The sequence below is a fragment of the Streptomyces sp. NPDC127177 genome, assembly GCF_042672475.1.
GTDB lineage: Bacteria > Actinomycetota > Actinomycetes > Streptomycetales > Streptomycetaceae > Streptomyces.
Genome location: NZ_JBHXUW010000007.1, coordinates 24,177 through 47,428, shown reverse-complemented (window position 1 = coordinate 47,428; position 23,252 = coordinate 24,177). Strand labels below are relative to the sequence as shown.

Genomic DNA, 23,252 nt, shown 5'->3' with positions numbered 1-23,252 from the left:
TTCCGCACGTAAGCGTCTACACCCTTCTGGTGCCGCCGCTTCCGTGCGTCCCGCCTCGGACCGGGAAGGCGTCCGTGGCCGGCGCGACGTCGAAGGACGCGGGCAGCGTGAGCGGCTTACCGAACGGCACCGCCTCGTAACGCTTGTACGTGCCGTCCTCGTTCGACTCGGTGAACAGCGTGCTCATCGCCCCACGCGCGTCGAACCGGTCGATCCCCATCTGGACATCTCGCCCGGAGTGCGTCATTTCCACTTTATGTAGTCGATACATTACATTGCGTGACGAGCGGCCATGATCATCATGTTCCGCCCTGCATCCCTGGAGATTTTCATGCGACACCTCTTCACCAAGGCCGCGAGCCTCGCGGCCTTGGCGATGCTCGCGTTCACCGTGGCCCAGCCCGCCCAGGCCACGGTGAGCAGCGAGGGTGCCCAGCGCGCCGCCGTCACGCCCGCGTACTTCGAGATGACCGACGTCACGCAAAACACGTTCATCGTGAAGCTGGTCAACGAGGGCCAGATCAGCCATGCACGCGACCTGGTGAGCGGGGCCACCTCGGACGAGCCGCACATCGTCGGTCGGATCAACACGCGCCCTGCCGTTTACAACCCCCGGTGGAGCTTCCACTTCGACCCGGAGACCGTCAGGTTCTTCAACTTCGGCATCGAGGTCTGCGACGCGACGGTGCCGTACGTCGAGGACCACCTCGACGAGGTCGGCGGCGCCTTCCTGCCCGGCCGGTACTTCTGCCCCTGGACCTCAACGATCGTCCGGGAGGTCCCGGCCCCGTAAGGCCGGTCTCGCGACGGAAGGGCGGCACCCGGCAGAGGGGTGCCGCCCTTCACCATTCACCGTTCGGAGGCGACCGGCTCGACGGACCGCCGGCCCGGCTGGACGGTGACGAGCGCGATCCCCGCGCAGCACACCGCCAGGAGCAGGAGTTCGGAGGCCGATGGCGCCGGTGCGGTGTCCAGCGCCCAGTCCCCGAGGCGGACCGTGAAGGGCACGGCCAGTTGCACGGCGGCGGTGAAGACCGGGCCGCGCGACAGGATGAGCCGGTGCTGCACGAGGTAGGCGGGCGCGTACACCGCCGCGCCCAGCAGCACGATCCCGCCGGTCGCGACCGGAGTCGGCGGGTGGGCGATCAGCGCGGGCAGGGACATCGGGAGCAGGAGACAGGTGGCTGCCGCGAGCAGCACCGGCAGCACGGCGAGCGGCGGCAGCCCGGACAGCCGCGCCCGGTACAGGAACCCGTACACCGCGAAGGCCACCGTCGCGGCGGCCACGAGCAGCACCCCCGCCACGTCCAGGTCCCCCGCATCCGCACCCAGCGCCGCGTACCCGGCAGCCGCCGCACAGGCCAGGACCGCACCCGCCGCCTTCCGGGCCCCGGACCGCTCGCCGAAGAACAACGCCCCGACCGCCACGGAGGCGCACGGCATCAACGCGACGACGAGGTTGGTCAGCGATGTGCCGATGCGCGGGATGGCCAGGAGCGTGCCGGCCGCGTACCCGGCGAAGCCGAGCAGCCCCAACAGCCAGACGGTTCCCGGCCGCGCCACGGCCTGCCGCAGACCGGACCGCCCGTTCGCGGTGGACGCGGCGACCGCGGTCAGCACCGCACAGCACACAGCGGTACGCCCCACGGCCACGGTCAGCGGTTCGGTCCCGGTGACAAGTGCCCCGGAAAGCAGCCACGTGCCGGAGAGCAGAAGCACGAGTACGACCGGCATGAGTGGCACCACGTCCTGCTCGTCCGGAACGGAAGTCCCATACTTCACCGTCCCGTCCGGCACCGACAACACCTCTCAGCGCGGCAGCTGCCCCTCCCGGTTGACCTCGGTCACCCGGGCCCGCAGCACGAGCCCCGGCGACGCCGGCCGGACCGACTCGGGCGGACAGTCCCACTCGGCGCCACCGCCCGGCGGCCGCAACTGGACATACGGACCGACCCGCCCCATCACCCGGCCCACGCGCCCGTCCCGCGCATCGACCGCGAACGAGCCGGGCTCCGGCGTACACGTCTCCAGCCCGCCGGTGTCAGCCGTCATGACCGGGCCTCTCCCCTTCCAGCACCCGCGTCAGCCGCAATGCCGTGTCGAGGTTGCAGCGGCCCAGGTCGACGAGCGCGGCAGGCTCGTCCCTGGCGAACGAGACCGGGTCGATCCGCAGCGAGGGCAGCACGATCCCGACCCCCGCGAACCCTTCCCGCAACCGCGTCACCACCTCCTCGGCCTCCCGCACTCTGCCCGCCGCCGCCCTGCGCCGCTCCGTAGTCGTCATGATCCATTCCTTCCACTCTGAGTAGCGACAATGCATACCCAGCGTGGTCAATCTCTCGTCAGCCTGGAAGAGGTGCAGTTCCAACAACCGCACGTGTGCCACAGGGAGTTGTCATGCCAGGTCCCAGTAAGCTCGACCCCTCCTCCTCTCCGCGCACCCTTCTCGGCGCCGAACTCCGCCACCGAAGAGAGAACGCGGGCCTCTCCCAGACCGAACTGGGCGCCGGCTCTTCGTCAGCGGCTCGTTCATCGGGCAGTTGGAGTCCGGGGTGCGGCGGATGCAGATGGATCAGGCGGAGAAGTTCGACGAGGTGCTGGGCGCGGACGGATTCTTCGTACGGAACTGCGCGGCGCTGAAGACGTCCAAGCACCCGGAACACTTCGCGGAGGCCGCCGAGGCGGAGGCGCGGGCGGAGGCCATCCGGGAGTACGCGCCTCAGCTCATCCCGGGGCTTCAGGGACCGGAGAGCCCAGCGCCAAGAACAGCGTCATCATGCGCGAGCTTCCGCGAGGAAATGCCCGCATATTTCCTGTCCCAGCTAGGCCCGGAGTGGAAAATCTCGGACTGCCTGGGGGCGTGGGAAAAGCTCGTCGCCCACATGGCATCGGGGTGGGCCGGTTCAGGTTGGTGCCCCCCGGACTTGTACAAGTGGCGGCTGGCCGCGCGAGACGGGCTGACCACCATCCCCGACACGCTCCCCCCTGCCGCCGTGGCCACCCTCCGGCAGGGACTTCAGCAGCTGGACAGCACCTATGCCCGCCTCACCACGGAGGACCCGCAGGGCTCGCTGATCGCGCTGCTCCCGGGCCCACAGCCACCGAGCGGGAACCTGGGCTGGTGGTGGTACCGGCGACCCGAACCGCTGCCCTGGTGACGCCAATCGCTCACTACCACCTGCCAGTTGCCGCGCGAGGGCGCCTCGGGGCTCAAGCCCCGAGATCCGAGCCCTCTTTCAGCGGAATGGGTGGAGGGATTGGATTCCCACCCACCCTCCCTGCCTGGCGGGTTGACTTTTCGCGACCGACTTGCAACGGAGGGTAGTCACGCTCTAGCGTCAGCCGAGACACGACGGCCCCCGCCGGTGCGGAAACACCGAGCAGGGGCCTGACCACTTCGATCGCAAGACTTAGGAATCGATCTGATGGCTGTCAGTCAGCTTAGTGCTGCCCCCATTCCCCAGCACGTGCCCCTTGCCACGCTTGACCACCCGATGGCCAATCCCGGGTACGGCAAGCGTTCGGCCCCGGACCAACGCCCGCGCGGCAGCCGTGATTTCGTGCACCTGCTCCCCCGCGACGCCGCCATCGCCTCCTACATCGACGGCCTGTGCGACGGCGCCGACATCTCCGTGAAGACCCTGGCCAAGGCGCTTCCGTACGGGCAGTGCGCGCTGCGGACCACGCTGAACCGGCTCCAGGAGGCCGGGCATCTGCGCCGGGGCAGTGAGTGCGTCGCAACCGAGAACGCACTGATCTGGGTGACCCGGACGTTCTTCTCCCGTACGTCGCGCGACGACGAGTGGTGGGCGGCGTTCTGCCGGGGTGACGTACCCCAGGTGCCCCAACGCCCCACCCGTTCGCGCTCGTTCATCCTGCTGGCCGCCCTAGGACGTACCGCGCCCACGTTGTCGCTGTCCCACTTGGACTGTGTCGCGCTGGAGCCGCAGGTCAGCGAGTGGTTCGAGCGGGGCGCCACCGAGGCCGAGGTCATGCACGCCCTGACCGAAGGGCTGCCGGTACGGATCCACCACGCCGCCGCACTCGTCCGCAGGCGGCTGCTCGACAAACTGCCGCCCGCTCGCGTGACTCCCCCGGCCCCCGGTGTCGTCGTCCTTCGGACCCTGGAGTGCGGTGAGTGCCGGGCGCCCGGCAGCGCGGAGGCGATGCCGGGCGGGGTGTGCGGCGCCTGCCGGGGCAACCCGGGGCCCGCCCCGACCGGCCCCGCAGGCGCCGTGCCCGTGCAGGGGGTGCGGGCGCGGATGAGCGCGGTGCGGGCGGGGCTGGTGCCTCGGGCGGAGCGGATGAACCGGTAGCGGATCGGCCGGACCAGCGGGCGCAAGCACTGGCTGAAGTGATCGCTCTCCGCGCCCAGCAGGATCCGGCATTCGCGCAGGCGCTCCAGACCTGGGGCAGGAAGGCCGAGACCCTGGGGGATCGCCATTGTCCGACCCACCGATTACCACTGTGGACCATGGTCTCCTGACGTATCGTCGGCTCCAGGAAACCTGTTGGTCTGTCCAGGCGCGGCACGGCCCACGGCATGTGCGAGATCGCCGTCAGGACATGCATGAGGGGGTTACAGCAGCGTGGCTCACGCCTGGGAAGCCGATCCGTCCGCCGAGTTCGTGCGCCGTTTGGGAAAGTCACCGCAGGAGCTCGGAAACACCTCGGAGAAGGACGGTTGTCCAGATCTCTGGGAGCTGGACAACGGAGACATCGCGGTCATCGGCCGGGACCTCACCGACGTCCTGCGGCAGCGACTGCCCGAGGGTGCCTCGGTGCGCGGTGACGAACGCGTCGTGGTGATTCCGGGCAACACGCTCCGCGCCGCGAAGCCGGACATCGCCGATGACTGAGCCGCACCGACCGGAACGGCGGTCGTCCTGAGGCTCAAGGCCTACCGTGAGGACTTCGCCGCTCGCGACGCTCGGATCTTCGACCATTCGAATCGGTACTGCGCCCGAGAAGGCGCCGCCGGCCCCCGCTATTCGACGAGCGTCTGGGTGCCGATCACCGCGAGGAGCGCGAGCCGCTCCGCGTCCTCGGTGCCGGGCTCGGCCGTGTAGATCATGATGCGCAGATCGCTGCCCGCGACGCTGAGCACGTCGCAGTCCAGCGTCAGGGCGCCCACCTGCGGATGGTCGATCGTCTTGCGGGACGCCTCGTGCCGGCCGACGGTGCCGGAGTCCCACAGTTCGGCGAACCGTTCGCTGTTCGCTCGCAGCTCCGCGACCAGTCGGCGCAGCCGCTGGTCCGCCGGGTAGCGGCTCGCCGTCGCACGCAGGCCGGAGACCTGTGCGGCCTCCAGGGCCCGCAGGGACTCCTCCGTGTGGCGGACGCGGCTGCCCGAACCGAGGAAGTGGCGCCAGACCGCGTTGCGTTCGTTGCCCTGGTGGTTGCCCATCAGCGCCGCGTACATGGGGTTGGCCAGCAGCAGCGTCCACGTCGCGTCCGATACCGCCACGGGCGTCCCGGTCAGCCGGTCCAGCATCCGCTGGACGCTCGGCGTGATGTAGGCGGGGACGGTGCCCTGGCCCGGCGGCATGAGCCCGGCGACGTGGAACAGGTGCTCGCGCTCGGCCGCGGACACCCGCAGGGCCCGGCCCAGCGCCTCGACGACCTGCTCGGAGGGGTTGGTCGCGCGGCCCTGTTCCAGCCGGGTGACGTAGTCGACGGAGATCCCAGCGAGCAGGGCCAGTTCCTCGCGGCGCAGCCCGGCCGCGCGCCGGTGGCCGCCCACGGGCAGACCGGCCGCCTCCGGGGAGACGCGGTCCCGCCAGCGCCGCACCGTATGCCCGAACTCCGTGGTCGCCATGGCTCCACTGTGCACCGCCCGGCCCGGATCTTCCTGGTACCGGCGGTCCCAGGAAGACTGGACGCCTGGCAGCGGGCACGGTCGCGCCGCATCGTGGAGGCATGACAGCAACACTGATCACCGGAGCGAACAAGGGTCTCGGCTTCGAGACCGCCCGAAGGCTCGTCGCCGCGGGCCACACCGTCTGGATCGGCAGCAGGGACGCCGGGCGCGGACAACGGGCCGCCGAGCAGCTCGGCGCCCGGACCGTGCGGCTCGACGTCACGGACGAGGCGTCCGTGCGGGCAGCGGCTGCGGCCATCGAGGCGGACGGCGGGCTCGACGTACTGATCAACAGCGCCGGCATCGAGGAGCGCGGCGACGGCAACACCGTGATCGGGCCGGCGGACGTGACCGCCGACCTGATGCGGGGGACGTTCGAGACGAACGTCTTCGGGACGGTCCGCGTCACGCACGCGTTCCTGCCGCTGCTGCGGCGCTCCGCGTCCCCGGTCGTGGTGAATCTGAGCAGCGGGCTGGCCTCGCTGACCGGAGCGAGCCGGCCGGGCACCCCCGGGTACGCCTACCCCGGCGTCGCCTACCCGGCGTCGAAGACCGCGGTCAACATGATCACCGTGCAGTACGCGAAGGCGTTCCCGGAGATGCGGATCAACGCGGTGGAGCCGGGCTTCACCCGGACCGATCTGAACGGGAACACCGGTGTCCAGACCGTCGAGCAGGGCGCCGAGATCATCGTCCGGATGGCGCAGGTGGGCCCCGACGGCCCGACCGGCGGCTACTTCGACGCCGAGGGGCCGCTGCCCTGGTGAGAGAAAACGCCTGGTCGCGGGCGGGCGGGCTGTGGAACAGTGCCGGACCGTGACGACCATCGACTCCGACAGCATCCGCATCACACCGCTCGCCGAGCGTCCCTCCTTGATCCCCCGGGTCTACGAGATCGCCGAGACCTGGCCGGTGTTCACCTCGCACGACCTGGTCGCCGCCGCGCTGCTGGGTCAGGTCGTGGCGGAGTTCCCCGCCCACTGCGTGGTGGCGACCGACGGTGGGCGGGTGGTGGCGCGCGGGCTCGGCGTGCCGTTCGACGCCGCACGGGACGGGCGGGAAGCGACGCCCGACCAGGGGTGGGACCGGGTGCTGGCCTGGGCGTTCCACGACCGGCGCCACGGAATCGCCCCGACGGCGGCGAGCGCGCTCGAAATCACCGTGGACAAGGCGTACTTGGGACGCGGTCTGTCGTACCGGATGCTGGAGGCGCTGCGGGACGCGGTCGCCGGTCAGGGCCATGACGCGCTGTACGCCCCGGTCCGCCCGACGGACAAGCATCTGCACCCGCGCGTACCGATGAGCGAGTACCTGGGACGGCTGCGTGCGGACGGGCTGCCGCAGGATCCGTGGCTGCGGGTGCACGTCAGGAACGGCGGCACCGTCGAGAAGGTCGCCCCCGCCTCGATGACGGTCAGCGGGTCCCTGGCGCAGTGGCGCGACTGGACGGGCGTGCCGTTCGACCGGGACGGCGACATCGAGGTGCCGGGCGCGCTCGTGCCCGTGCGGTGCGACCTCGCGCACGACCGGGCCGTCTACGTCGAGCCGAACGTCTGGATCCGGCACGAGGCGCGCACCCGGTAGCAGCCCCGGGCCGCCGCGCCCGCACCGACCAGCAGCGGGACCATGGCGTAGCCGATCACCTGGGACGAGTGCGCTATCCAGCGGCCGATGAGCGGTGCGCGGGTCGCGGGTCGCGCGTCGCGGGTCGCGGTGACCGACTCGGGGCCGTTCGCGCCCCCGTCCTTGCCGGAGCCCCCCGTGGGCACCCGCGCGAGGGGATTGTCTCAGCACGTGCCGAGGCGACGACAGCCCCGGGAAGGCGGGTCTCATACCTGGGTGCCAGACACCACATCGCCGAATGAGCACTCGGGTATCACGCGCCGGGCGGGGCCCGCGCGGCATGGTGAAGGCGTTCGCACACACCCGCCGCACAGGTCACGCCTCCGCCGCACACCGCGTGCCGTGCCGCCCGAACAGGGAGCCCCAGGTGTCCGCAGTCCCGTGTCCGCGTACTCGTGACCACAACCGCCGGAAGGTCCTCGTCACCGGCCTGGCCGCATCGGCACTGCTCGCCACCGCCGCGGTGCCGTCCGCCGCGTCCGGAGGCCGCCGGGCGCGCACCGCCGCCCTGCCGACCGCCCGACTGCCCCGGCCCACCGGCCCGTTCGACGTCGGTTCGACCGTCCTGCACCTCGTCGACCCGGCGCGGGCCGAGCCGTGGCTGCCGGGCACCTCCGCCCGCCGCGAACTCATGGTGAGCGTCCGCTACCCGGCCGCTCCCGGCGGGTCCGGGCTCCGGGAGCCCCAGATGACGGCCAGGGCCGCGGCCCACTTCGGCGGCGCGGAGGGGGCCGGTGTCCTGAACCTGGGGATGGCCCCGGGAAGCGTGGACTGGGCCGCCACGCTCAGCCACGCCCGCCGCGGCGCACCCGTCGCCCCGGCGGCCGGCCGGCTGCCCGTCGTGCTGTACTCCGGCGGGCTCGGTGACCCGCGCACCTGGAACACCGCCCTGGTGGACGATCTGGCGAGCCACGGGTACGCGGTCGTCACGATCGACCACACCTACGAGGCGACCGAGGTGGAGTTCCCCGACGGACGCCTCGCCACGATGCGGATCTTCGAGGGCGCGCCGTACACCGACCCGGACGCGATCAGCGCCGTGCTGCGGAAGGTGATGGCGGTGCGGGTCGCCGACACCCGGTTCGTACTGGACCGGCTCGCGGCACTGAACCGGACGCGCTTCGGGGACGTACTGGATCTTCGGCGGACCGGAATGTTCGGCCACTCCGCGGGCGGGTTCACCGCGGCGCAGACCATGCACGACGACCGGCGGGTCCGGGCGGGCATCAACATGGACGGGCAGATGGACTACGTGGGCGGCGAGTTGCCGGACGGCAGCCGGCTGGGCACGGTCGCGCTGGAGGGGCTGGACCGGCCGCTGCTGCTGATGGGCACGGACGCCCAGGGATCGGGCGACTACCGGCAGCAGCCCTCGTGGGCGGCGTTCTGGCACCACACCCACGGCTGGAAGGCGAACGTCACGCTGAGCGGCTCACGCCACGCCTCGTACACCGACGCGCAGGTGCTGCTGCCGCGGTTGGCCCGGCAGGGCGCGGAGCCGGACGGAGGCCTGGCGGCGGCGGTCGGGACCGTGCGGCCGGACCGGGCGGCGGCCGCGAGCCGGGCCTACGTGGCGTCGTTCTTCGGACGGTGGCTGCGCGGACACGACGACCACCTGCTGGACGGGCCATCGGCCCGCTTCCCGGAGATGGTGTTCACGCCGTAGACGCCCCCACGCATACGGCACCGGCCCCCGGGGATCGCTCCCCGGGGGCCGGTGCCGTTCACAGCTGTGCAGGAACTGCTGATCCGTGGAGGATCAGAAGTCCATGTCACCGCCCGGCATGCCGCCCGGAGCGCCCGCGGCAGCGGCCTTCTCCGGCTTGTCGGCGATGACGGCCTCGGTGGTGAGGAAGAGCGCGGCGATGGACGCGGCGTTCTGCAGGGCGGAGCGCGTGACCTTCGCCGGGTCGATGATGCCCTCGGCGATCATGTCGACGTACTCGCCGGTCGCGGCGTTGAGGCCGTGACCGATCGGCAGGTTGCGCACCTTCTCCGTGACGACGCCACCCTCGAGACCACCGTTGACGGCGATCTGCTTGAGCGGGGCCTCCAGCGCCAGCTTGACGGCGTTGGCGCCGGTCGCCTCGTCACCCGAGAGCTCGAGCTTCTCGAAGACGGCCGAGGCCTGGAGCAGAGCCACGCCACCACCGGCGACGATGCCCTCCTCGACGGCGGCCTTGGCGTTGCGCACCGCGTCCTCGATGCGGTGCTTGCGCTCCTTGAGCTCGACCTCGGTCGCGGCACCGGCCTTGATGACGGCCACGCCGCCGGCCAGCTTCGCGAGGCGCTCCTGGAGCTTCTCGCGGTCGTAGTCCGAGTCGGAGTTCTCGATCTCGGCACGGATCTGGTTGACGCGACCCTGAACCTGGTCGCTGTCACCGGCGCCGTCGACGATCGTCGTCTCGTCCTTGGTGATGACGACCTTGCGGGCGCGGCCGAGCAGGTCGAGACCGGCGTTCTCCAGCTTGAGGCCGACCTCCTCGGAGATGACGGTGCCACCGGTGAGGATGGCGATGTCGCCGAGCATGGCCTTGCGGCGGTCACCGAAGCCGGGCGCCTTGACGGCGACGGACTTGAAGGTGCCACGGATCTTGTTGACGACCAGGGTCGACAGGGCCTCGCCCTCGACGTCCTCGGCGATGATCAGCAGCGGCTTGCCGGACTGCATGACCTTCTCGAGCAGCGGAAGGAGGTCCTTCACGTTGCTGATCTTCGAGTTCACGATCAGGATGTACGGGTCGTCGAGGGACGACTCCATGCGCTCCATGTCCGTGGCGAAGTACGCCGAGATGTAGCCCTTGTCGAAGCGCATACCCTCGGTGAGCTCCAGCTCCAGACCGAAGGTCTGGGACTCCTCGACGGTGATGACGCCTTCCTTGCCGACCTTGTCCATGGCCTCGGCGATGAGCTCGCCGATCTGGGTGTCGGCGGCGGAGATGGAGGCCGTCGAAGCGATCTGCTCCTTGGTCTCCACGTCCTTGGCCTGCTCCAGGAGGGCGGCGGAGACGGCCTCGACGGCCTTCTCGATGCCCCGCTTGAGAGCCATCGGGTTCGCACCCGCGGCCACGTTGCGCAGGCCCTCGCGGACGAGCGCCTGAGCGAGAACGGTGGCGGTGGTCGTACCGTCGCCGGCGACGTCGTCCGTCTTCTTGGCGACCTCCTTGACCAGCTCCGCACCGATCTTCTCGTACGGGTCCTCCAGCTCGATCTCCTTGGCGATGGAAACACCATCGTTGGTGATCGTGGGGGCGCCCCACTTCTTCTCAAGGACGACGTTGCGGCCCTTGGGGCCGAGGGTGACCTTGACGGCGTCGGCGAGCTGGTTCATGCCGCGCTCAAGACCGCGCCGGGCCTCCTCGTCGAACGCGATGATCTTGGCCATATGAAGTGGTCCTCCCGGACAGGGGTGGATTTCTCCGGACCGAGTGGCGCCCGCGACGGACGGCCTGCCGCCCGCCGGTTCCTTGCCCCGACGGACCTGCGGGCCTCACCGGCCCGGTCCAAGTTTCTGTCACTCTCACCTGGAGAGTGCTAACGCCAATGATTAGCACTCGACCCCCTTGAGTGCAAGCGCCGAAGGCACGTCGGGCAGGGGCGCACAGACGCACGTGAGGCCCGTACCCCGGTGGGAGGTACGGGCCTCACGTGCGTGAGTAGTGTCGTTGGCCGACCGCGCCGAGCTCAGCCGACGGCGAGCTTGACCATGTCCGCCTGCGGCCCCTTCTGGCCCTGCGAGATTTCGAATTCAACTCGCTGACCCTCTTCGAGGGTGCGGTATCCGTCCATCTGGATCGCGCTGTAGTGGACGAAAACATCCGCACCACCGTCGACCGCGATGAAGCCGTACCCCTTCTCCGCGTTGAACCACTTGACGGTGCCCTGAGCCATGCCTAACTCCCCTATTACTGGCCCTTGCACAGGACCGCACTTCGCGGGCCCTGGGTCAGAACTCACCCTCCGACAGGCGAGGGTGCGTGCGCCGGAACGCGTCGACCGCGGCCGAATGTATCTGCCCAACTGCCCTCTGCAACAGGTCAATCGGACGAGAATTCCAGGCAGCACGGAGCGCCCGAATATGAGGAATTCGTGAGGATCCTGGGCAAGTCGGGCCAGGCAAAGGCGACTTATGGCGCAAGAGGATCAGGTACTTTGGCTGCATCTTGTCGTGGCCAGGCGCATTCTCATATGCGGTTGGCACGGGCAGCGGAGGGGACTTCCCACACTCTACCGCGCTCAACCATGCAGAATTGCCCCCTCCGCTTGTGAAGCGGAGGGGGCAATCACGGTGACGCGGATGCGGTCAGCCGCCCGCGACGGCCGGGATGATCGAGATGCCGGCGCCGTCCGGGGTGACCGCTTCCAGGCCGCCCTCGAAGCGCACGTCGTCGTCGTTGACGTACACGTTCACGAAGCGGCGCAGCTTGCCCTGGTCGTCCAGGACGCGGGCGGCGATCCCCGGGTGGTCCTTCTCCAGGGACTCGATGACCTGGGAGAGGGTCGCGCCCTCGGCCGGGACCTCGGCCTGGCCTCCCGTGTAGGTGCGGAGGATGGTGGGGATACGGACCTTGACGCTCATGGTGGGTGCCCTTCCTGGAGTCTCGGGTGGGTCGGCTCGGTGGGTCAGCTGGTGCCGAGGCCGGCGGCGCGGAAGGCGTCCAGGCTCGGACGGATCGTCGCCGTCGCCTGCGAGGTGGCGGCCACCGCGTCCAGCGTCTTGAGGCCGTCACCGGTGTTCAGGACGACGGTGGTGAGCGACGGGTCCAGCAGACCGGCCTCGATCAGCTTCTTCGTCACACCGACCGTCACCCCGCCCGCGGTCTCGGCGAAGATGCCCTCGGTGCGCGCCAGCAGCTTGATCGCGTCGACGACCTGCTCGTCGTTGACGTCCTCGACGGCGCCACCGGTGCGGCGGGCGATGTCCAGCACGTACGGGCCGTCGGCCGGGTTGCCGATCGCCAGGGACTTGGCGATGGTGTCCGGCTTCTGCGGGCGCACGACGTCGTGGCCGGCCTTGAAGGCGGTGGAGACCGGCGAGCAGCCCTCGGCCTGGGCGCCGAAGATCCGGTACGGCTTGTCCTCGACCAGGCCGAGCTTGATCAGCTCCTGGAGGCCCTTGTCGATCTTCGTGAGCTGCGAGCCGGACGCGATCGGGATGACGATCTGGTCGGGCAGCCGCCAGCCGAGCTGCTCGCAGATCTCGTACGCGAGCGTCTTGGAACCCTCGCCGTAGTACGGGCGCAGGTTGACGTTGACGAAGCCCCAGCCCTCGCCGAGCGGGTCGCCGATGAGCTCCGAGCAGAAGCGGTTGACGTCGTCGTAGTTGCCCTCGATGCCGACCAGCTCACCGCCGTACACCGCGGCCATGACGACCTTGCCCTGCTCCAGGTCGTGCGGGATGAACACGCAGGACCGCAGTCCGGCACGGGCGGCGGCGGCGCCGACCGCTCCGGCCAGGTTGCCGGTGGAGGAGCAGGAGAGCGTGGTGAAACCGAAGGCGCGGGCGGCCTCGACGGCGATCGCGACGACGCGGTCCTTGAAGGAGTGCGTCGGGTTGCCGGAGTCGTCCTTGACGTACAGACCGCCGGTGACGCCCAGCTCACGGGCGAGGTTGTCGGCCTTGACCAGCTTGGTGAAGCCGGGGTTGATGTTGGGCTTGTCCGCGACATCGGAGGGGACCGGCAGCAGCGGCGCGTAGCGCCAGATGTTGTTGGGTCCGGCCTCGATGCGCTTCCTCAGCTCGTCCGGGGAGCCGCTCGGCAGGTCGTACGCCACTTCGAGCGGCCCGAAACAGGTCGCGCAGGCGAAGAGGGGGCCGAGCTCGAAACGCTCTCCGCACTCGCGGCAGGAAAGTGCCGCGGCGGGACCGAGGTCCACAGAAGCATCGGTGTGTGCTGCAACAGTCTGAACAGCCATGATGGCGAGGCCCTTTCTCCTCATCTTCCTCGTGACGCATTTCGCCACAAGACGGAATTGGCACCTTCCCCACCTGACCTCGCGGTCGGCGGGAGGGTTGCCGGGACTTCAACGGGCCGTTCCCTCTGTCCCTCTGGATGAGCGCTGTGGCACTGGACCATCGATCCAGGCGTTTATCGGCGGACGGACCCCGGCATGCGACGGCCATCTGCGTTGTTCAAGACTGTAACCGAAGCACCGGACTGTTGAGATAGCCGTCCGAACCGCGAGATGGATCACATACAGGGAGTATCGACCGTGCTGGAAGAGGTCGAACGCTGGCTGACCAGGCGTTCCTGGTCGGTCGCCGACCGTCCGCTGGACCGGCTCCTGGCCACCAGGAGTGACCCCCAGAGCGGGAACGGGAGCGTGAGCGTCGTGCTGCCCGCACTCAACGAGGCGGCGACGGTCGGCGACATCGTCGCGACGATCCGGCGTGAGCTGATGGAGAAGGTCCGGCTGGTCGACGAACTCGTGGTGATCGACTCCGGCTCCACGGACGCCACCGCCGAGGTCGCGCGCCGCGCGGGGGCCCGGGTGATCCACCGGGACGCGATCCTGCCCCGCGTCCCGGCCGTCCCCGGCAAGGGCGAGGTGCTGTGGCGCTCACTCCTGGTGACCGGCGGGGACATCGTCTGCTTCATCGACGCGGACCTCAAGGACTTCTCGGCCGACTTCGTCTCCGGGATCGTCGGCCCGCTGCTGACCGACCCCTCGGTCCAGTTCGTCAAGGCGATGTACGACCGTCCCCTCGGGGACACCGCGGGCCAGGGCGGCCGGGTCACCGAACTGGTGGCACGTCCGCTGCTCAATCTGCACTGGCCGCAGCTGGCGGGCTTCGTCCAGCCGCTGGGCGGCGAGTACGCCGTGCGCCGCTCACTGCTGGAACGGCTGCCGTTCCCGGTCGGCTACGGAGTGGAGCTGGGGCTGCTCGTCGACGCCCTGCACACGGTCGGCCTGGACGCGCTCGGCCAGGTCGACGTCGGGGTGCGCAAACACCGCCACCAGGACGGCCAGGCGCTCGGCCGGATGGCGGCGGCCATCTACCGGACCGCCCAGCTGCGGCTCTCCCGGGGGCATCTGGTCCGCCCCGCGCTCACCCAGTTCGAGCGCGGCGAGCACGGTTTCGTCCCGCACACCTACCCGGTGGACACCGAGGAGCGGCCGCCCATGCGCGAGATCGCCGAGTACGTCTCGCGCCGCGCGGCCTGAGACGGAGCGCGGCCGTACGCACGTTTGGGCGGTTCGTGATCGGGCTAGATTCCGCAACATGGTCTCCGAGCACGCCCCTCAGTCCGCCACCGCCCAGGTACTCGTCGCGTCCAACCGCGGTCCGGTCTCGTACACGCTGGGTGAGGACGGCTCGCTCGACGCGAAACGGGGCGGTGGCGGGCTCGTCTCCGGGCTCAGCGCGGTCGACGACAAGGTGTGGGTCTGCGCCGCCCTGGGAGACGGCGACCGCGAGGCGGTGCGGCGCGGGGTCGGCGAACCGGGCGTGCGGATGCTCGACATCGACGCGGAGGTGCACGCCGACGCGTACAACGGCATCGCCAACTCGGTGCTCTGGTTCGTCCACCACCTGCTCTACCAGACCCCCGTGGAGCCCGTCTTCGACGCGGAGTTCCGCCGTCAGTGGGCCTCCTTCGAGACCTACAACCGGGCCTTCGCCGAAGCGCTCGCCGAGGAGGCGGGCGAGGGTGCGGCGGTCCTGGTGCAGGACTACCACCTGGCGCTGGTGCCCGGCATGCTCCGCGAACTCCGGCCCGATCTGCGGATCGGCCACTTCTCGCACACCCCGTGGGCGCCCGTCGACTACTTCCGGATGCTCCCCGACGACATCGCCGAGCAACTGCTGCACGGCATCCTCGGCGCCGACCGGGCGGCCTTCCTGACCCGCCGGTGGGCGGACGCGTTCATCGGCTGCTGCACGGAGATCCTCGGCGGCACCGGCCGCACCCGCATCGGTGTGCACGGGCTCGGCGCCGACGCGGACTTCCTGACCCGCCGCGCGCACGAGGCGGACGTCGACGAGCGCATGGCGGCCCTGCGGGAGCAGGTGGGCCCCGGCCGGCGGACGATCGTGCGGGTGGACCGCACCGAGCTGTCCAAGAACATCGTCCGCGGGATGCTCGCCTACCGCGCCCTGCTCGACGGGCGGCCCGAGTGGCGCGGGCGCGTCGTCCACATCGCGTTCGCCTACCCCTCACGGCAGGACCTCGCGGTGTACCGGGAGTACACGGCCGAGGTGCAGCGCGTCGCCGACGACATCAACGCGGTGCACGGCACGGCGGACTGGACCCCGGTGGTGCTCCACGTCAAGGACGACTTCGCCCGCTCGCTGGCGGCGTACCGGCTGGCCGACGTGGCACTCGTCAACCCCATCCGGGACGGGATGAACCTGGTCGCCAAGGAGGTCCCGGTCGTGTCCGACGACGGCTGCGCGCTGGTCCTGTCGCGGGAGGCGGGGGCGTACGAGGAGCTGGGCGACGACGCGATCACGGTGAACCCGTACGACGTGTCCGCCACCGCCGACGCGCTGCACGAGGCGCTGACGATGCCGGACGACGAACGGGCGGCACGCACGGAGCGGCTGGCCGCTGCGGCGACCGCGCTGCCGCCGCAGCAGTGGTTCCTGGACCAGCTAGAGGCGCTGCGCCAGGGCTGACAGGAACTCCACGACGGCTCCCGGCCCCGGCACCAACAGGTCGGCGCGCTCGGCCAGTTCGGGCACCTCCGCTCGTCCGCTGCAGATCAGCAGGCCGGGGGTGCCTTCGGGGCCCTCGGTGCGGAGCTTCTCCACGGCGGCGTACGCGGCGAGGTCGCCGAGGTCGTCGCCCGCGTAGAGCACGGACCCGGCGCCCGTCTCGCGCACGTACTCGGTGAGCGCCACGCCTTTGTCCATGCCGGCCGGGCGCAGCTCCAGAACCAGCCGGCCCGGTTCGACGATGAGACCGTGCCGGGTGGCGAGCTCGCCGAGGGGGCCGCGCAGGGCCTCGAAGGCCGCCTGCGGGTCCTCGGCGCGGCGGGTGTGGACGGCGAGCGCCTGCCCCTTCTCCTCTATCCACGTACCGCGCCAGGAGTCGAACCTGTCGAGCACACCGGGGAGTTCGGCCCGCACGGCGGCGACGCCTGGGTGCGGGGCGGGGGCGCGGACGGTGCCGGTGACGGCGTCCCAGCGCTCGGCGCCGTAGTGGCCGAGGACGACGAGGTGGTCCAGGCCCGCGACCCCGGCGAAGCCGCCGTAGCGGACCGCGACGCCGGCCGGGCGGCCGGTGATCACTGCGATGGAGGCGACCTTCGGCGCGAGCGCGGCCAGTGCTTCGACGGTGCCGGCGTGGGCGCGGGCCTGTTCCGGGTCCGGGACGATGTCGGCGAGTGTGCCGTCGAAATCGAGTGCGATGACGGCACGGTCGGGGCGGGCGAGGATGGCCGCGAGGCCGTCCTGTCCGGCGGGGGTCGTCGGGGCCGGCAGGGGTGCGGTGTGCGGGTGGCTGCCCATGCGTCCGAGCCTATAGCCGGTGGGCGGTACGCGGGGGGCGGTACGCGGGGCCCGACCGGGGCTCCGCCCCGAACCCCGCTCCTCAATCGCCGGAGGGGCTTGAAATGCCCCGCCGGCGATTGAGGCGCGGGGGTGCGGGGGCGGAGCCCCCGGGGTCAGCGGCGGTCGCGTCTCGCGGCGCGTACGCGGCGGAGGCGGTTCACCGTGACCGGGTCGGCCTCCAGCGCACGCCGGTCGTCCAGCAGCGCGTTCAGCAACTGGTAGAAGCGCGTCGGCGAGATCCCGAGACCCTCCCTGATCGCCCGCTCCTTCGCCCCCGGCCCCGCCCACGACTGCCGCTCGACCGCCAGGACGGCCCGGTCCCGGTCGGAAAGCCCTGCGGAAGGCGCGGGCGCCGGCTCGGGCTCGGGCTCGGGCTCGGAGCCGTCGGAGCCGTCGGAGCCGTTCGGAGGAGTAGGAGGCGGGGCGGTCATATCAGCCAATATATTGCGCGGGCGGCGGACCGCTACTCCGCGCTCTCCGCCGTCGTCGCGTCCTGCGATATCCGCTCGAGCACGCTCTCGGGATTCGCCCCCGGCTCGACCGCCTCGCCGATGTTCTTCTTGATGGACTCGCTGGTCTGGGCCCAGGACGTCTTGGCGACCGGGTAGAACTCCGCGTTCGGCAGCGCGGACAGGAACTTGCGCAGCGACTTGTACTTGGGGTCGGTCTCCATCGAGGCCGACGCGCTGTCGGTGACCGGCAGCAGGTCGTACGTGTCGGCGAAGTCGATGACGTTCTTGTCGCTGAACATGTAGTCGAAGAACTTGCCGATCTGGGTCCGGTGGTCGTTCTGCTTGAACCCCATGATCCAGTCGGCGACGCCCATCGAGCCGTCGGTCGGCCCGGAGATGCCGGGCAGCGGCACCATGCCGACGTCCACGCCCTTCTTCTCGGCCTCCTGCATCAGCGTCGGGTGACCGTTGAGCATGCCGACGTCGCCGCTGGTGAAGTCCGCGAAGGCCTTCGCCCGGTTGAGCTTGCCGGGGGCGACGGGGCCGACCAGTTTCTTGTCGACGAGGTTGGTCTTCAGCCAGTTGAACGTCTTGATGTTCTCGGCCGAGTCGATGTTGTACGAGCCGACGTCGTCGGTGTAGCCACCGCCACCACTGAGGAGCCACATCAGGGTCTCCGCCTGGGACTCCTCCTGACCGAGCGGCAGCGCGAACGGGACCTTCACACCGTGCTGCTTGAGCGCGGCGGCGTCACTGGCGATGTCGCTCCAGGTCTGCGGGGCGTCGAGGCCCGCCTGGCTGAAGAGCTTCTTGTTGTAGAAGAGCAGCCGGGTGCTGGCCACGAACGGCAGCCCGTACTGGACCTGGCTGACCCGGCCCGCGTCAGCGAGGACCGGCAGGAAGTTCGCCTGGGTGCGGATGCTGAGCATCTGGTCGGCGGAGTAGAGCTTTCCGGCCTTGGCGTAGTCCGCGTACGCACCGATCTGCGCGATGTCGGGGGCCTTTCCGGCCTTCACCATCTCGGCGACCTCGCGGTCGATGTCCGTCCAGGGCAGGACGGACACATCGACCTTGATACCGGGGTGGGACGCCTCGAACCCCTTGGCGATCCCGTCCCAGTACTTGTCCGACTTGTTCGCCTCGCCGGTGCCGTAGTCGGCCGCGACCAGCTTCAGCGTGACGTCGCCCGAGCCGCCGTCGCCGCCGCACCCCGACAACGTTGCCGTCATCCCCAGAGCGGCGACAGCCGCCGTCAGTCCCAAATAGCGCCGCTGCACAGCCCAGTCCGTTCTCATCGATTACGTCATCCGCGACACCCACGTCATCGTGGGGCACTCCGGATGAGCTGCGATTTTCCCCCACCGCTTCGGACGAGGTCTACACCACCTCGATATCGCTTCGGCAACACAGCAGCATTGCACGGGACGCGGAGTGACTGCTAAGTAGGTCTCGGTCAACCTGGGCCCGGCACAAGGCCCTTGCCCCTTATTGGTCCAGACCTTTGCCGCAAGGAGCCGTTCAGCATGTCCCGTACCGCATCAGAAATCGCCACCCAGCCCAGCTGCTGGCGGCGTGCCGCCGAGGCGGGCGCGGTGGCCGACGGGCTGCCGCGTCCGGGTGAGCGGGTCGCCGTCACCGGCTGCGGCACCTCCTGGTTCATGGCCATCGCCTACGCGGCCCTGCGCGAGGCGGCGGGGCAGGGCGAGACGGACGCGTACGCCTCCTCGGAGTTCCCCTCCGGCCGGTCCTACGACCGGGTCGTGGCGATCACCCGCTCCGGCACCACGAGCGAGGTGCTCGCCCTGCTCGGAGAACTGCGCGGAAGGACCCCCACGGTCGCGCTGACCGCCGACCCGGCGACGCCCGTCATGGACGCCGCCGACACGGTGGCCGTACTGGACTGGGCCGACGAGGAGTCGGTCGTGCAGACCCGGTTCGCCACCACCGCGCTCGCCTTCCTGCGGGCCGGTCTCGAGGCCGCCGGTCCGCTCCCGGCGGGCGTGAAGACGGTCGCCGAGGCCGCCGTCGACGCGGAGCTGGCGGTGACCGAGCCGCTGGACGAGGCGGTGGTCTCGGCCGAGCAGTGGACGTTCCTGGGGCGCGGCTGGACCTACGGCCTCGCGCAGGAGGCCGGGCTGAAGATGCGTGAGGCGGCGGGCGCCTGGACCGAGTCGTACCCCGCGATGGAGTACCGCCACGGCCCGATCGCGATCACCGGCCCGAACCGGGTGGCATGGGTGTTCGGCGCACTGCCGGAGGGACTGGCGGGCGAGGTCGCGGGGGTCGGCGGCACGCTCGTGGCCCATGGCTCCGCGGACCCGATGGCCGACCTGATCCGGGCCCAGCGGCTCGCGGTGGTGCTCGCGGAGTCGAAGGGGTACGACCCGGACCACCCGCGCAATCTCTCCCGCAGCGTGATCCTGCCGGGCTGAGGGTTCGCGGGGCGCGTCGTCGGCGGATCGCCACCCCGTTGCGGGCCGATTTTGTATGGATGCGCAACAAACACGATAGTGGACTAGACCTTTTGGGGTCCGTCGGGCGAAACTGTTTCCCGTGAAACACGTCATCGCCCTCGATGTGGGCGGCACCGGAATGAAGGCCGCACTGGTCGGGGCCGACGGCTCCCTGCTGTACGAGGCGCGGCGCGCGACCGGCAGAGAGCGGGGACCCGACGCCGTCGTGGAGTCGGTCCTCGGTTTCGCGGCGGATCTGCGTACGTACGGCGAGGAGCATTTCGGTGAGAGCGCCCTCGCGGCCGGCGTCGCCGTGCCCGGCATCGTCGACGCCGAGAACGGGATCGCCGTCAACGCCGTGAACCTCGGCTGGCGTGACGTACCCATGCGGCAGCTGCTCGGCGAACGGCTCGGCGGCGTACCCGTCGCCCTCGGCCACGACGTCAGGACCGGCGGACTCGCCGAGGGCCGGATCGGTGCGGGCAAGGGCGCCGACCGCTTCTTCTTCGTACCGCTGGGCACCGGGATCGCCGGTGCCATCGGCATCGCGGGGGGCATCGAGGCGGGCGCCCACGGCTACGCGGGCGAGATCGGCCACATCGTGATCCGGCCGGACGGCCCGGACTGCAACTGCGGCCAGCGCGGCTGTCTGGAGACGCTGGCCTCCGCGTCCGCCGTCAGCCGGGCCTGGGCCGCCGCCTCCGGCGACCCGGAGGCCGACGCGGCGGACTGCGCCAAGGCCGTCGAATCCGGCGACCCCGCGGCCGTCGCGGTCTGGCGCGACGCCGTCGACGCCCTCGCCGCGGGGCTGGTCACCGCGCTCACCCTGCTGGACCCGCGCGTCGTCATCATCGGTGGCGGTCTCGCCGAGGCGGGGGAAACCTTGTTCACACCACTCCGTGCGGCCGTCGAGGAACGCGTCACGTTCCAGAAGCTGCCCCACATCGTCCCGGCGGCCCTCGGGGACACCGCCGGATGCCTGGGCGCAGGGCTGCTCGCCTGGGATCTTCTCTCCACGGAGGTATCCGCCTGATGGCCGGACGCGCAGACAGCACCGTTCTCGCAGGTGCCCGGGTGGTACTCCCCACCGGCACCGTCGAGGACGGCCGGGTGATCGTCGAGGGCACCCGCATCGCCGGCAGTACGGCGGAGGGCGTCCCGGCCATCGACCTGTCGGGCCACTGGATCGTTCCGGGCTTCGTGGACATGCACAACCACGGCGGGGGCGGCGCCTCCTTCACCTCCGGCACCGTCGAGGACGTACTGCACGGTGTCCGCACCCACCGCGAACACGGCACCACCACCCTGGTCGCCTCCACGGTCACCGGTGAGATGGACTTCCTCGCCGGACGGGCCGGCATCCTCTCCGAGCTGGTCGAACAGGGTGATCTGGCCGGCATCCACTTCGAGGGCCCCTTCATCTCGCCGTGCCGCAAGGGCGCGCACAGCGAGGCCCTGCTGCGCCACCCGGACCCGGCCGAGGTCCGCAAGCTGATGGACGCCGCACGCGGCACCGCGAAGATGTTCACGCTCGCCACCGAACTGCCCGGCGGCATCGAGTCGGTCCAGCTGCTCGCCGAGCACGGCGTGATCGCCGCGATCGGGCACACCGACGCCACGTACGAGCAGACCGTCGAGGCGATCGACGCGGGCGCCACCGTCGCCACGCACCTCTACAACGCGATGCCGGGCCTCGGCCACCGCGCACCGGGACCGATCGCCGCCCTCCTGGAGGACGAGCGGATCACCGTCGAGCTGATCAACGACGGCACCCATCTGCACCCGGCCGCCCTGGAGCTGGCCTACCACCACGCGGGCGCCCACCGCGTCGCCCTGATCACCGACGCCATGGACGCGGCCGGCTTCGGCGACGGCCAGTACCAGCTGGGCCCGCTCGCCGTCGAGGTCAAGGAAGGCGTCGCCCGGCTCGTCGAGGGCGGCTCCATCGCCGGCTCCACGCTCACCCTGGACACCGCCTTCCACCGGGCCGTGACCATCGACCGGATCCCGGTCGGCGACGTGGTGCAGTCCATCTCCGCCAACCCGGCCCGGCTGCTCGGCGTGTACGACCGGGTCGGCTCGCTGGAACCGGGCAAGGACGCCGACCTGGTGGTCCTGGACGCCGACTTCACGCTCAAGGGCGTCATGCGCAAGGGCGAGTGGATCATCCGGCCGGCGGCCGCCGCGGTCTGAAGGCCGCAGGTCGAGGACGGTGTGGCGGATACGTGCGGATACGTAACGAAGAGACGGCGGTTGGTCCGGAGGTCTGGGCCGACCGCCGTCTCTTTGGCATGATCGTCCGGGAAAACAGCAGGGAACGCGCGTTCTGGCAAGGGATCCGCGCTCGGCACGGATCACGAGTCAGGAGGCAGCCGCGGTGATCCTCACGGTCACACTGAACACGGCACTCGACCTCACGTACCGCGTCCCGGCCCTCGTCCCGCACACCAGCCACCGCGTCACCGAGCTCTCCGAGCGCCCCGGCGGCAAGGGCGTCAACGTGGCCCGGGTGGCCACCGCCCTCGGCCACGACACCGTCGTCACCGGCTTCGCCGGAGGCGCCACCGGAGCGGTGCTGCGCGAACTGCTCGCGGCGCTGCCGACGGGCTCCGCGACCCTCACCGACGCACTCGTCCCGGTGGCCGGCGACACCCGCCGCACCCTGGCCGTGGCCGACCGGGCCACCGGCGACACCACCCAGTTCAACGAACCCGGACCGCACGTCACGGCCGCCGAGTGGACCGCCTTCCGCCAGGCGTACGAGGAACTGCTCACCGGCGCCGACGCCGTCGCCCTGTGCGGCAGCCTGCCGCCCGGCATCCACGTCGGCGCCTACGCCGAACTGATCCGGCCGGCCCGCGCGGCGGGCGTCCCGGTGCTCCTGGACACCAGCGGCGAACCGCTGCGCCGCGGCATCGCCGCCCGCCCCGACCTCATCAAGCCCAACGCCGACGAGCTCGCCCAGCTCACCGGCGGCCGCGAACCCCTGCGGGCCACCCGCGACGCCCGCCGCCGCGGCGCGCACACGGTGATCGCCTCACTGGGCCCGGCCGGCATGCTGGCAGCCACCCCGGACGGCGGCTGGCAGGCGTCCCCGCCCGCCCCCGTGAAGGGCAACCCGACCGGGGCGGGCGACTCGGCGGTCGCCGGGCTGCTGTCCGGTCTCGTCGAGGGCCTGAGCTGGCCGGACCGGCTGCGTCGGGCGGTGGCACTGTCGACGGCGACCGTGCTGGCCCCCACCGCCGGAGACTTCGACCGCGCGGCCTACGAGGAGCTGCTGCCGCGCGTCGCCATCGAGGAACACGCACCAGGCGCGGTCTGAGCGCCGCACACCGCACCGGGCCCCTCCGCCGGGCCCGGGGAAAACA

The 23,252-nt window shown here is 70.9% G+C and carries 25 protein-coding genes, 1 pseudogene and 1 riboswitch; of the genes and pseudogenes, 13 read left to right on the top strand and 13 right to left on the bottom strand.

All coding sequences use genetic code 11. The annotated features are described in order from the left end of the window. Positions 1-16: 16 nt before the first annotated feature. Positions 17-247, bottom strand: a complete 231-nt coding sequence (locus tag ACFVJX_RS07240; protein WP_385744003.1) for a hypothetical protein — start codon at positions 245-247, stop codon at positions 17-19. An 84-nt stretch (positions 248-331) separates the two neighbouring features. On the opposite strand from ACFVJX_RS07240, the gene ACFVJX_RS07235 reads away from it, so the two are divergent. After that, positions 332-793, top strand: a complete 462-nt coding sequence (locus ACFVJX_RS07235; RefSeq protein ID WP_384136710.1) for a calmodulin-binding protein — start codon at positions 332-334, stop codon at positions 791-793. 56 nt (positions 794-849) lie between these two features. Here the strand turns inward: ACFVJX_RS07235 and ACFVJX_RS07230 are convergent, their stop codons facing one another. The 3 genes from ACFVJX_RS07230 to ACFVJX_RS07220 all read right to left on the bottom strand — a co-directional run bounded on the left by ACFVJX_RS07230 (position 850) and on the right by ACFVJX_RS07220 (position 2,284). Next, entirely contained in the window at positions 850-1,734 is an 885-nt protein-coding gene (locus ACFVJX_RS07230; RefSeq protein WP_384136711.1) for an EamA family transporter, read from the bottom strand. A 75-nt stretch (positions 1,735-1,809) separates the two neighbouring features. Next, on the bottom strand, positions 1,810-2,052 hold the full coding sequence (locus ACFVJX_RS07225; protein WP_384136713.1) for a hypothetical protein: 243 nt from the start codon (positions 2,050-2,052) through the stop codon (positions 1,810-1,812). Continuing rightward, positions 2,042-2,284, bottom strand: a complete 243-nt coding sequence (locus tag ACFVJX_RS07220) for a hypothetical protein (protein ID WP_384136715.1) — start codon at positions 2,282-2,284, stop codon at positions 2,042-2,044. The genes ACFVJX_RS07225 and ACFVJX_RS07220 overlap by 11 nt, the downstream gene beginning before the upstream one ends. 113 nt (positions 2,285-2,397) lie before the next feature. On the opposite strand from ACFVJX_RS07220, the pseudogene ACFVJX_RS07215 reads away from it, so the two are divergent. The 3 genes and pseudogenes from ACFVJX_RS07215 to ACFVJX_RS07205 form a co-directional block, all read left to right on the top strand. Beyond that, positions 2,398-2,759 (top strand): annotated as a pseudogene (locus ACFVJX_RS07215) (helix-turn-helix domain-containing protein); the annotation flags it as partial. Positions 2,760-3,494: 735 nt separating this feature from the next. Next, positions 3,495-4,316, top strand: a complete 822-nt coding sequence (locus ACFVJX_RS07210; protein WP_384136717.1) for a hypothetical protein — start codon at positions 3,495-3,497, stop codon at positions 4,314-4,316. Positions 4,317-4,589: 273 nt separating this feature from the next. Next, positions 4,590-4,859 (top strand): hypothetical protein, encoded by a 270-nt coding sequence (locus ACFVJX_RS07205; RefSeq protein WP_384136718.1) that lies wholly within the window; start codon positions 4,590-4,592, stop codon positions 4,857-4,859. Positions 4,860-4,987: 128 nt separating this feature from the next. Here the strand turns inward: ACFVJX_RS07205 and ACFVJX_RS07200 are convergent, their stop codons facing one another. Further along, a complete protein-coding gene (locus ACFVJX_RS07200) occupies positions 4,988-5,818 on the bottom strand; it encodes a helix-turn-helix transcriptional regulator (protein WP_384136720.1) in 831 nt (276 codons plus the stop codon). A 101-nt stretch (positions 5,819-5,919) separates the two neighbouring features. On the opposite strand from ACFVJX_RS07200, the gene ACFVJX_RS07195 reads away from it, so the two are divergent. Both ACFVJX_RS07195 and ACFVJX_RS07190 read left to right on the top strand, forming a co-directional pair. After that, positions 5,920-6,627, top strand: a complete 708-nt coding sequence (locus tag ACFVJX_RS07195; protein ID WP_384136722.1) for an SDR family NAD(P)-dependent oxidoreductase — start codon at positions 5,920-5,922, stop codon at positions 6,625-6,627. A gap of 49 nt (positions 6,628-6,676) precedes the next feature. After that, a complete protein-coding gene (locus tag ACFVJX_RS07190; RefSeq protein ID WP_384136724.1) occupies positions 6,677-7,444 on the top strand; it encodes an N-acetyltransferase in 768 nt (255 codons plus the stop codon). On the opposite strand, the gene ACFVJX_RS07185 is transcribed toward ACFVJX_RS07190, so the two are convergent. Continuing rightward, a complete protein-coding gene (locus tag ACFVJX_RS07185) occupies positions 7,396-7,629 on the bottom strand; it encodes a hypothetical protein (RefSeq protein WP_384136726.1) in 234 nt (77 codons plus the stop codon). The two genes, ACFVJX_RS07190 and ACFVJX_RS07185, sit on opposite strands and share 49 nt — an antisense overlap. 221 nt (positions 7,630-7,850) lie before the next feature. Here ACFVJX_RS07185 and ACFVJX_RS07180 point away from each other — a divergent pair, with 221 nt between their 5' ends. Then, on the top strand, positions 7,851-9,149 hold the full coding sequence (locus tag ACFVJX_RS07180; RefSeq protein WP_384136728.1) for an alpha/beta hydrolase family protein: 1,299 nt from the start codon (positions 7,851-7,853) through the stop codon (positions 9,147-9,149). Positions 9,150-9,242: 93 nt separating this feature from the next. On the opposite strand, the gene groL is transcribed toward ACFVJX_RS07180, so the two are convergent. The 4 genes from groL to thrC all read right to left on the bottom strand — a co-directional run bounded on the left by groL (position 9,243) and on the right by thrC (position 13,399). After that, the gene (gene groL / locus ACFVJX_RS07175; RefSeq protein ID WP_384134738.1) at positions 9,243-10,868 is read right to left on the bottom strand and encodes a chaperonin GroEL; all 1,626 of its coding nucleotides are present in this window, start codon (positions 10,866-10,868) and stop codon (positions 9,243-9,245) included. A 299-nt stretch (positions 10,869-11,167) separates the two neighbouring features. After that, positions 11,168-11,374 carry a cold-shock protein gene (locus tag ACFVJX_RS07170; RefSeq protein ID WP_003967346.1) on the bottom strand — a complete coding sequence of 69 codons (207 nt, stop codon included), beginning with the start codon at positions 11,372-11,374 and terminating at the stop codon, positions 11,168-11,170. 412 nt (positions 11,375-11,786) lie between these two features. Further along, positions 11,787-12,062 carry a MoaD/ThiS family protein gene (locus ACFVJX_RS07165; RefSeq protein ID WP_384134735.1) on the bottom strand — a complete coding sequence of 92 codons (276 nt, stop codon included), beginning with the start codon at positions 12,060-12,062 and terminating at the stop codon, positions 11,787-11,789. A 44-nt stretch (positions 12,063-12,106) separates the two neighbouring features. Beyond that, complete coding sequence (thrC, locus tag ACFVJX_RS07160; RefSeq protein ID WP_384134732.1) at positions 12,107-13,399, bottom strand: threonine synthase; 1,293 nt, start codon at positions 13,397-13,399, stop codon at positions 12,107-12,109. A 17-nt stretch (positions 13,400-13,416) separates the two neighbouring features. Next, a riboswitch (SAM riboswitch) is annotated at positions 13,417-13,543 on the bottom strand. A 153-nt stretch (positions 13,544-13,696) separates the two neighbouring features. Here thrC and ACFVJX_RS07155 point away from each other — a divergent pair. Both ACFVJX_RS07155 and ACFVJX_RS07150 read left to right on the top strand, forming a co-directional pair. Beyond that, a complete protein-coding gene (locus tag ACFVJX_RS07155) occupies positions 13,697-14,650 on the top strand; it encodes a glucosyl-3-phosphoglycerate synthase (RefSeq protein WP_384134741.1) in 954 nt (317 codons plus the stop codon). 58 nt (positions 14,651-14,708) lie between these two features. Further along, positions 14,709-16,103 (top strand): trehalose-6-phosphate synthase, encoded by a 1,395-nt coding sequence (locus ACFVJX_RS07150; RefSeq protein ID WP_384134729.1) that lies wholly within the window; start codon positions 14,709-14,711, stop codon positions 16,101-16,103. On the opposite strand, the gene otsB is transcribed toward ACFVJX_RS07150, so the two are convergent. From otsB to ACFVJX_RS07135, 3 genes are all read right to left on the bottom strand, one after another. Continuing rightward, positions 16,080-16,937 carry a trehalose-phosphatase gene (otsB, locus tag ACFVJX_RS07145; protein WP_384134726.1) on the bottom strand — a complete coding sequence of 286 codons (858 nt, stop codon included), beginning with the start codon at positions 16,935-16,937 and terminating at the stop codon, positions 16,080-16,082. The two genes, ACFVJX_RS07150 and otsB, sit on opposite strands and share 24 nt — an antisense overlap. A 155-nt stretch (positions 16,938-17,092) precedes the next feature. Then, positions 17,093-17,410, bottom strand: coding sequence for a DUF3263 domain-containing protein (locus ACFVJX_RS07140; RefSeq protein ID WP_384134723.1), 318 nt, complete (start codon positions 17,408-17,410; stop codon positions 17,093-17,095). A gap of 32 nt (positions 17,411-17,442) precedes the next feature. Beyond that, entirely contained in the window at positions 17,443-18,660 is a 1,218-nt protein-coding gene (locus ACFVJX_RS07135; RefSeq protein WP_384134720.1) for an extracellular solute-binding protein, read from the bottom strand. A 294-nt stretch (positions 18,661-18,954) separates the two neighbouring features. Here ACFVJX_RS07135 and ACFVJX_RS07130 point away from each other — a divergent pair, with 294 nt between their 5' ends. The 4 genes from ACFVJX_RS07130 to ACFVJX_RS07115 all read left to right on the top strand — a co-directional run bounded on the left by ACFVJX_RS07130 (position 18,955) and on the right by ACFVJX_RS07115 (position 23,206). Then, positions 18,955-19,863 (top strand): SIS domain-containing protein, encoded by a 909-nt coding sequence (locus ACFVJX_RS07130; RefSeq protein ID WP_384134717.1) that lies wholly within the window; start codon positions 18,955-18,957, stop codon positions 19,861-19,863. A gap of 121 nt (positions 19,864-19,984) precedes the next feature. Next, entirely contained in the window at positions 19,985-20,917 is a 933-nt protein-coding gene (locus ACFVJX_RS07125; protein WP_384134713.1) for an ROK family protein, read from the top strand. Further along, positions 20,917-22,077 carry an N-acetylglucosamine-6-phosphate deacetylase gene (gene nagA, locus ACFVJX_RS07120; protein ID WP_384134710.1) on the top strand — a complete coding sequence of 387 codons (1,161 nt, stop codon included), beginning with the start codon at positions 20,917-20,919 and terminating at the stop codon, positions 22,075-22,077. The genes ACFVJX_RS07125 and nagA overlap by 1 nt, the downstream gene beginning before the upstream one ends. A gap of 184 nt (positions 22,078-22,261) precedes the next feature. After that, the gene (locus ACFVJX_RS07115; RefSeq protein ID WP_384134707.1) at positions 22,262-23,206 is read left to right on the top strand and encodes a 1-phosphofructokinase family hexose kinase; all 945 of its coding nucleotides are present in this window, start codon (positions 22,262-22,264) and stop codon (positions 23,204-23,206) included. Positions 23,207-23,252: the final 46 nt, after the last annotated feature.

Coding starts and splice junctions, on each gene's coding strand:
- ACFVJX_RS07240 (WP_385744003.1), bottom strand. CDS start 247: ATGACGCACTCCGGGCGAGATGTCCAGATGGGGATCGACCGGTTCGAC.
- ACFVJX_RS07235 (WP_384136710.1), top strand. CDS start 332: ATGCGACACCTCTTCACCAAGGCCGCGAGCCTCGCGGCCTTGGCGATG.
- ACFVJX_RS07230 (WP_384136711.1), bottom strand. CDS start 1,734: ATGCCGGTCGTACTCGTGCTTCTGCTCTCCGGCACGTGGCTGCTTTCC.
- ACFVJX_RS07225 (WP_384136713.1), bottom strand. CDS start 2,052: ATGACGGCTGACACCGGCGGGCTGGAGACGTGTACGCCGGAGCCCGGC.
- ACFVJX_RS07220 (WP_384136715.1), bottom strand. CDS start 2,284: ATGACGACTACGGAGCGGCGCAGGGCGGCGGCGGGCAGAGTGCGGGAG.
- ACFVJX_RS07210 (WP_384136717.1), top strand. CDS start 3,495: ATGGCCAATCCCGGGTACGGCAAGCGTTCGGCCCCGGACCAACGCCCG.
- ACFVJX_RS07200 (WP_384136720.1), bottom strand. CDS start 5,818: ATGGCGACCACGGAGTTCGGGCATACGGTGCGGCGCTGGCGGGACCGC.
- ACFVJX_RS07195 (WP_384136722.1), top strand. CDS start 5,920: ATGACAGCAACACTGATCACCGGAGCGAACAAGGGTCTCGGCTTCGAG.
- groL (WP_384134738.1), bottom strand. CDS start 10,868: ATGGCCAAGATCATCGCGTTCGACGAGGAGGCCCGGCGCGGTCTTGAG.
- ACFVJX_RS07170 (WP_003967346.1), bottom strand. CDS start 11,374: ATGGCTCAGGGCACCGTCAAGTGGTTCAACGCGGAGAAGGGGTACGGC.
- ACFVJX_RS07165 (WP_384134735.1), bottom strand. CDS start 12,062: ATGAGCGTCAAGGTCCGTATCCCCACCATCCTCCGCACCTACACGGGA.
- thrC (WP_384134732.1), bottom strand. CDS start 13,399: ATGGCTGTTCAGACTGTTGCAGCACACACCGATGCTTCTGTGGACCTC.
- ACFVJX_RS07150 (WP_384134729.1), top strand. CDS start 14,709: ATGGTCTCCGAGCACGCCCCTCAGTCCGCCACCGCCCAGGTACTCGTC.
- otsB (WP_384134726.1), bottom strand. CDS start 16,937: ATGGGCAGCCACCCGCACACCGCACCCCTGCCGGCCCCGACGACCCCC.
- ACFVJX_RS07140 (WP_384134723.1), bottom strand. CDS start 17,410: ATGACCGCCCCGCCTCCTACTCCTCCGAACGGCTCCGACGGCTCCGAC.
- ACFVJX_RS07135 (WP_384134720.1), bottom strand. CDS start 18,660: ATGACGGCAACGTTGTCGGGGTGCGGCGGCGACGGCGGCTCGGGCGAC.
- ACFVJX_RS07130 (WP_384134717.1), top strand. CDS start 18,955: ATGTCCCGTACCGCATCAGAAATCGCCACCCAGCCCAGCTGCTGGCGG.
- nagA (WP_384134710.1), top strand. CDS start 20,917: ATGGCCGGACGCGCAGACAGCACCGTTCTCGCAGGTGCCCGGGTGGTA.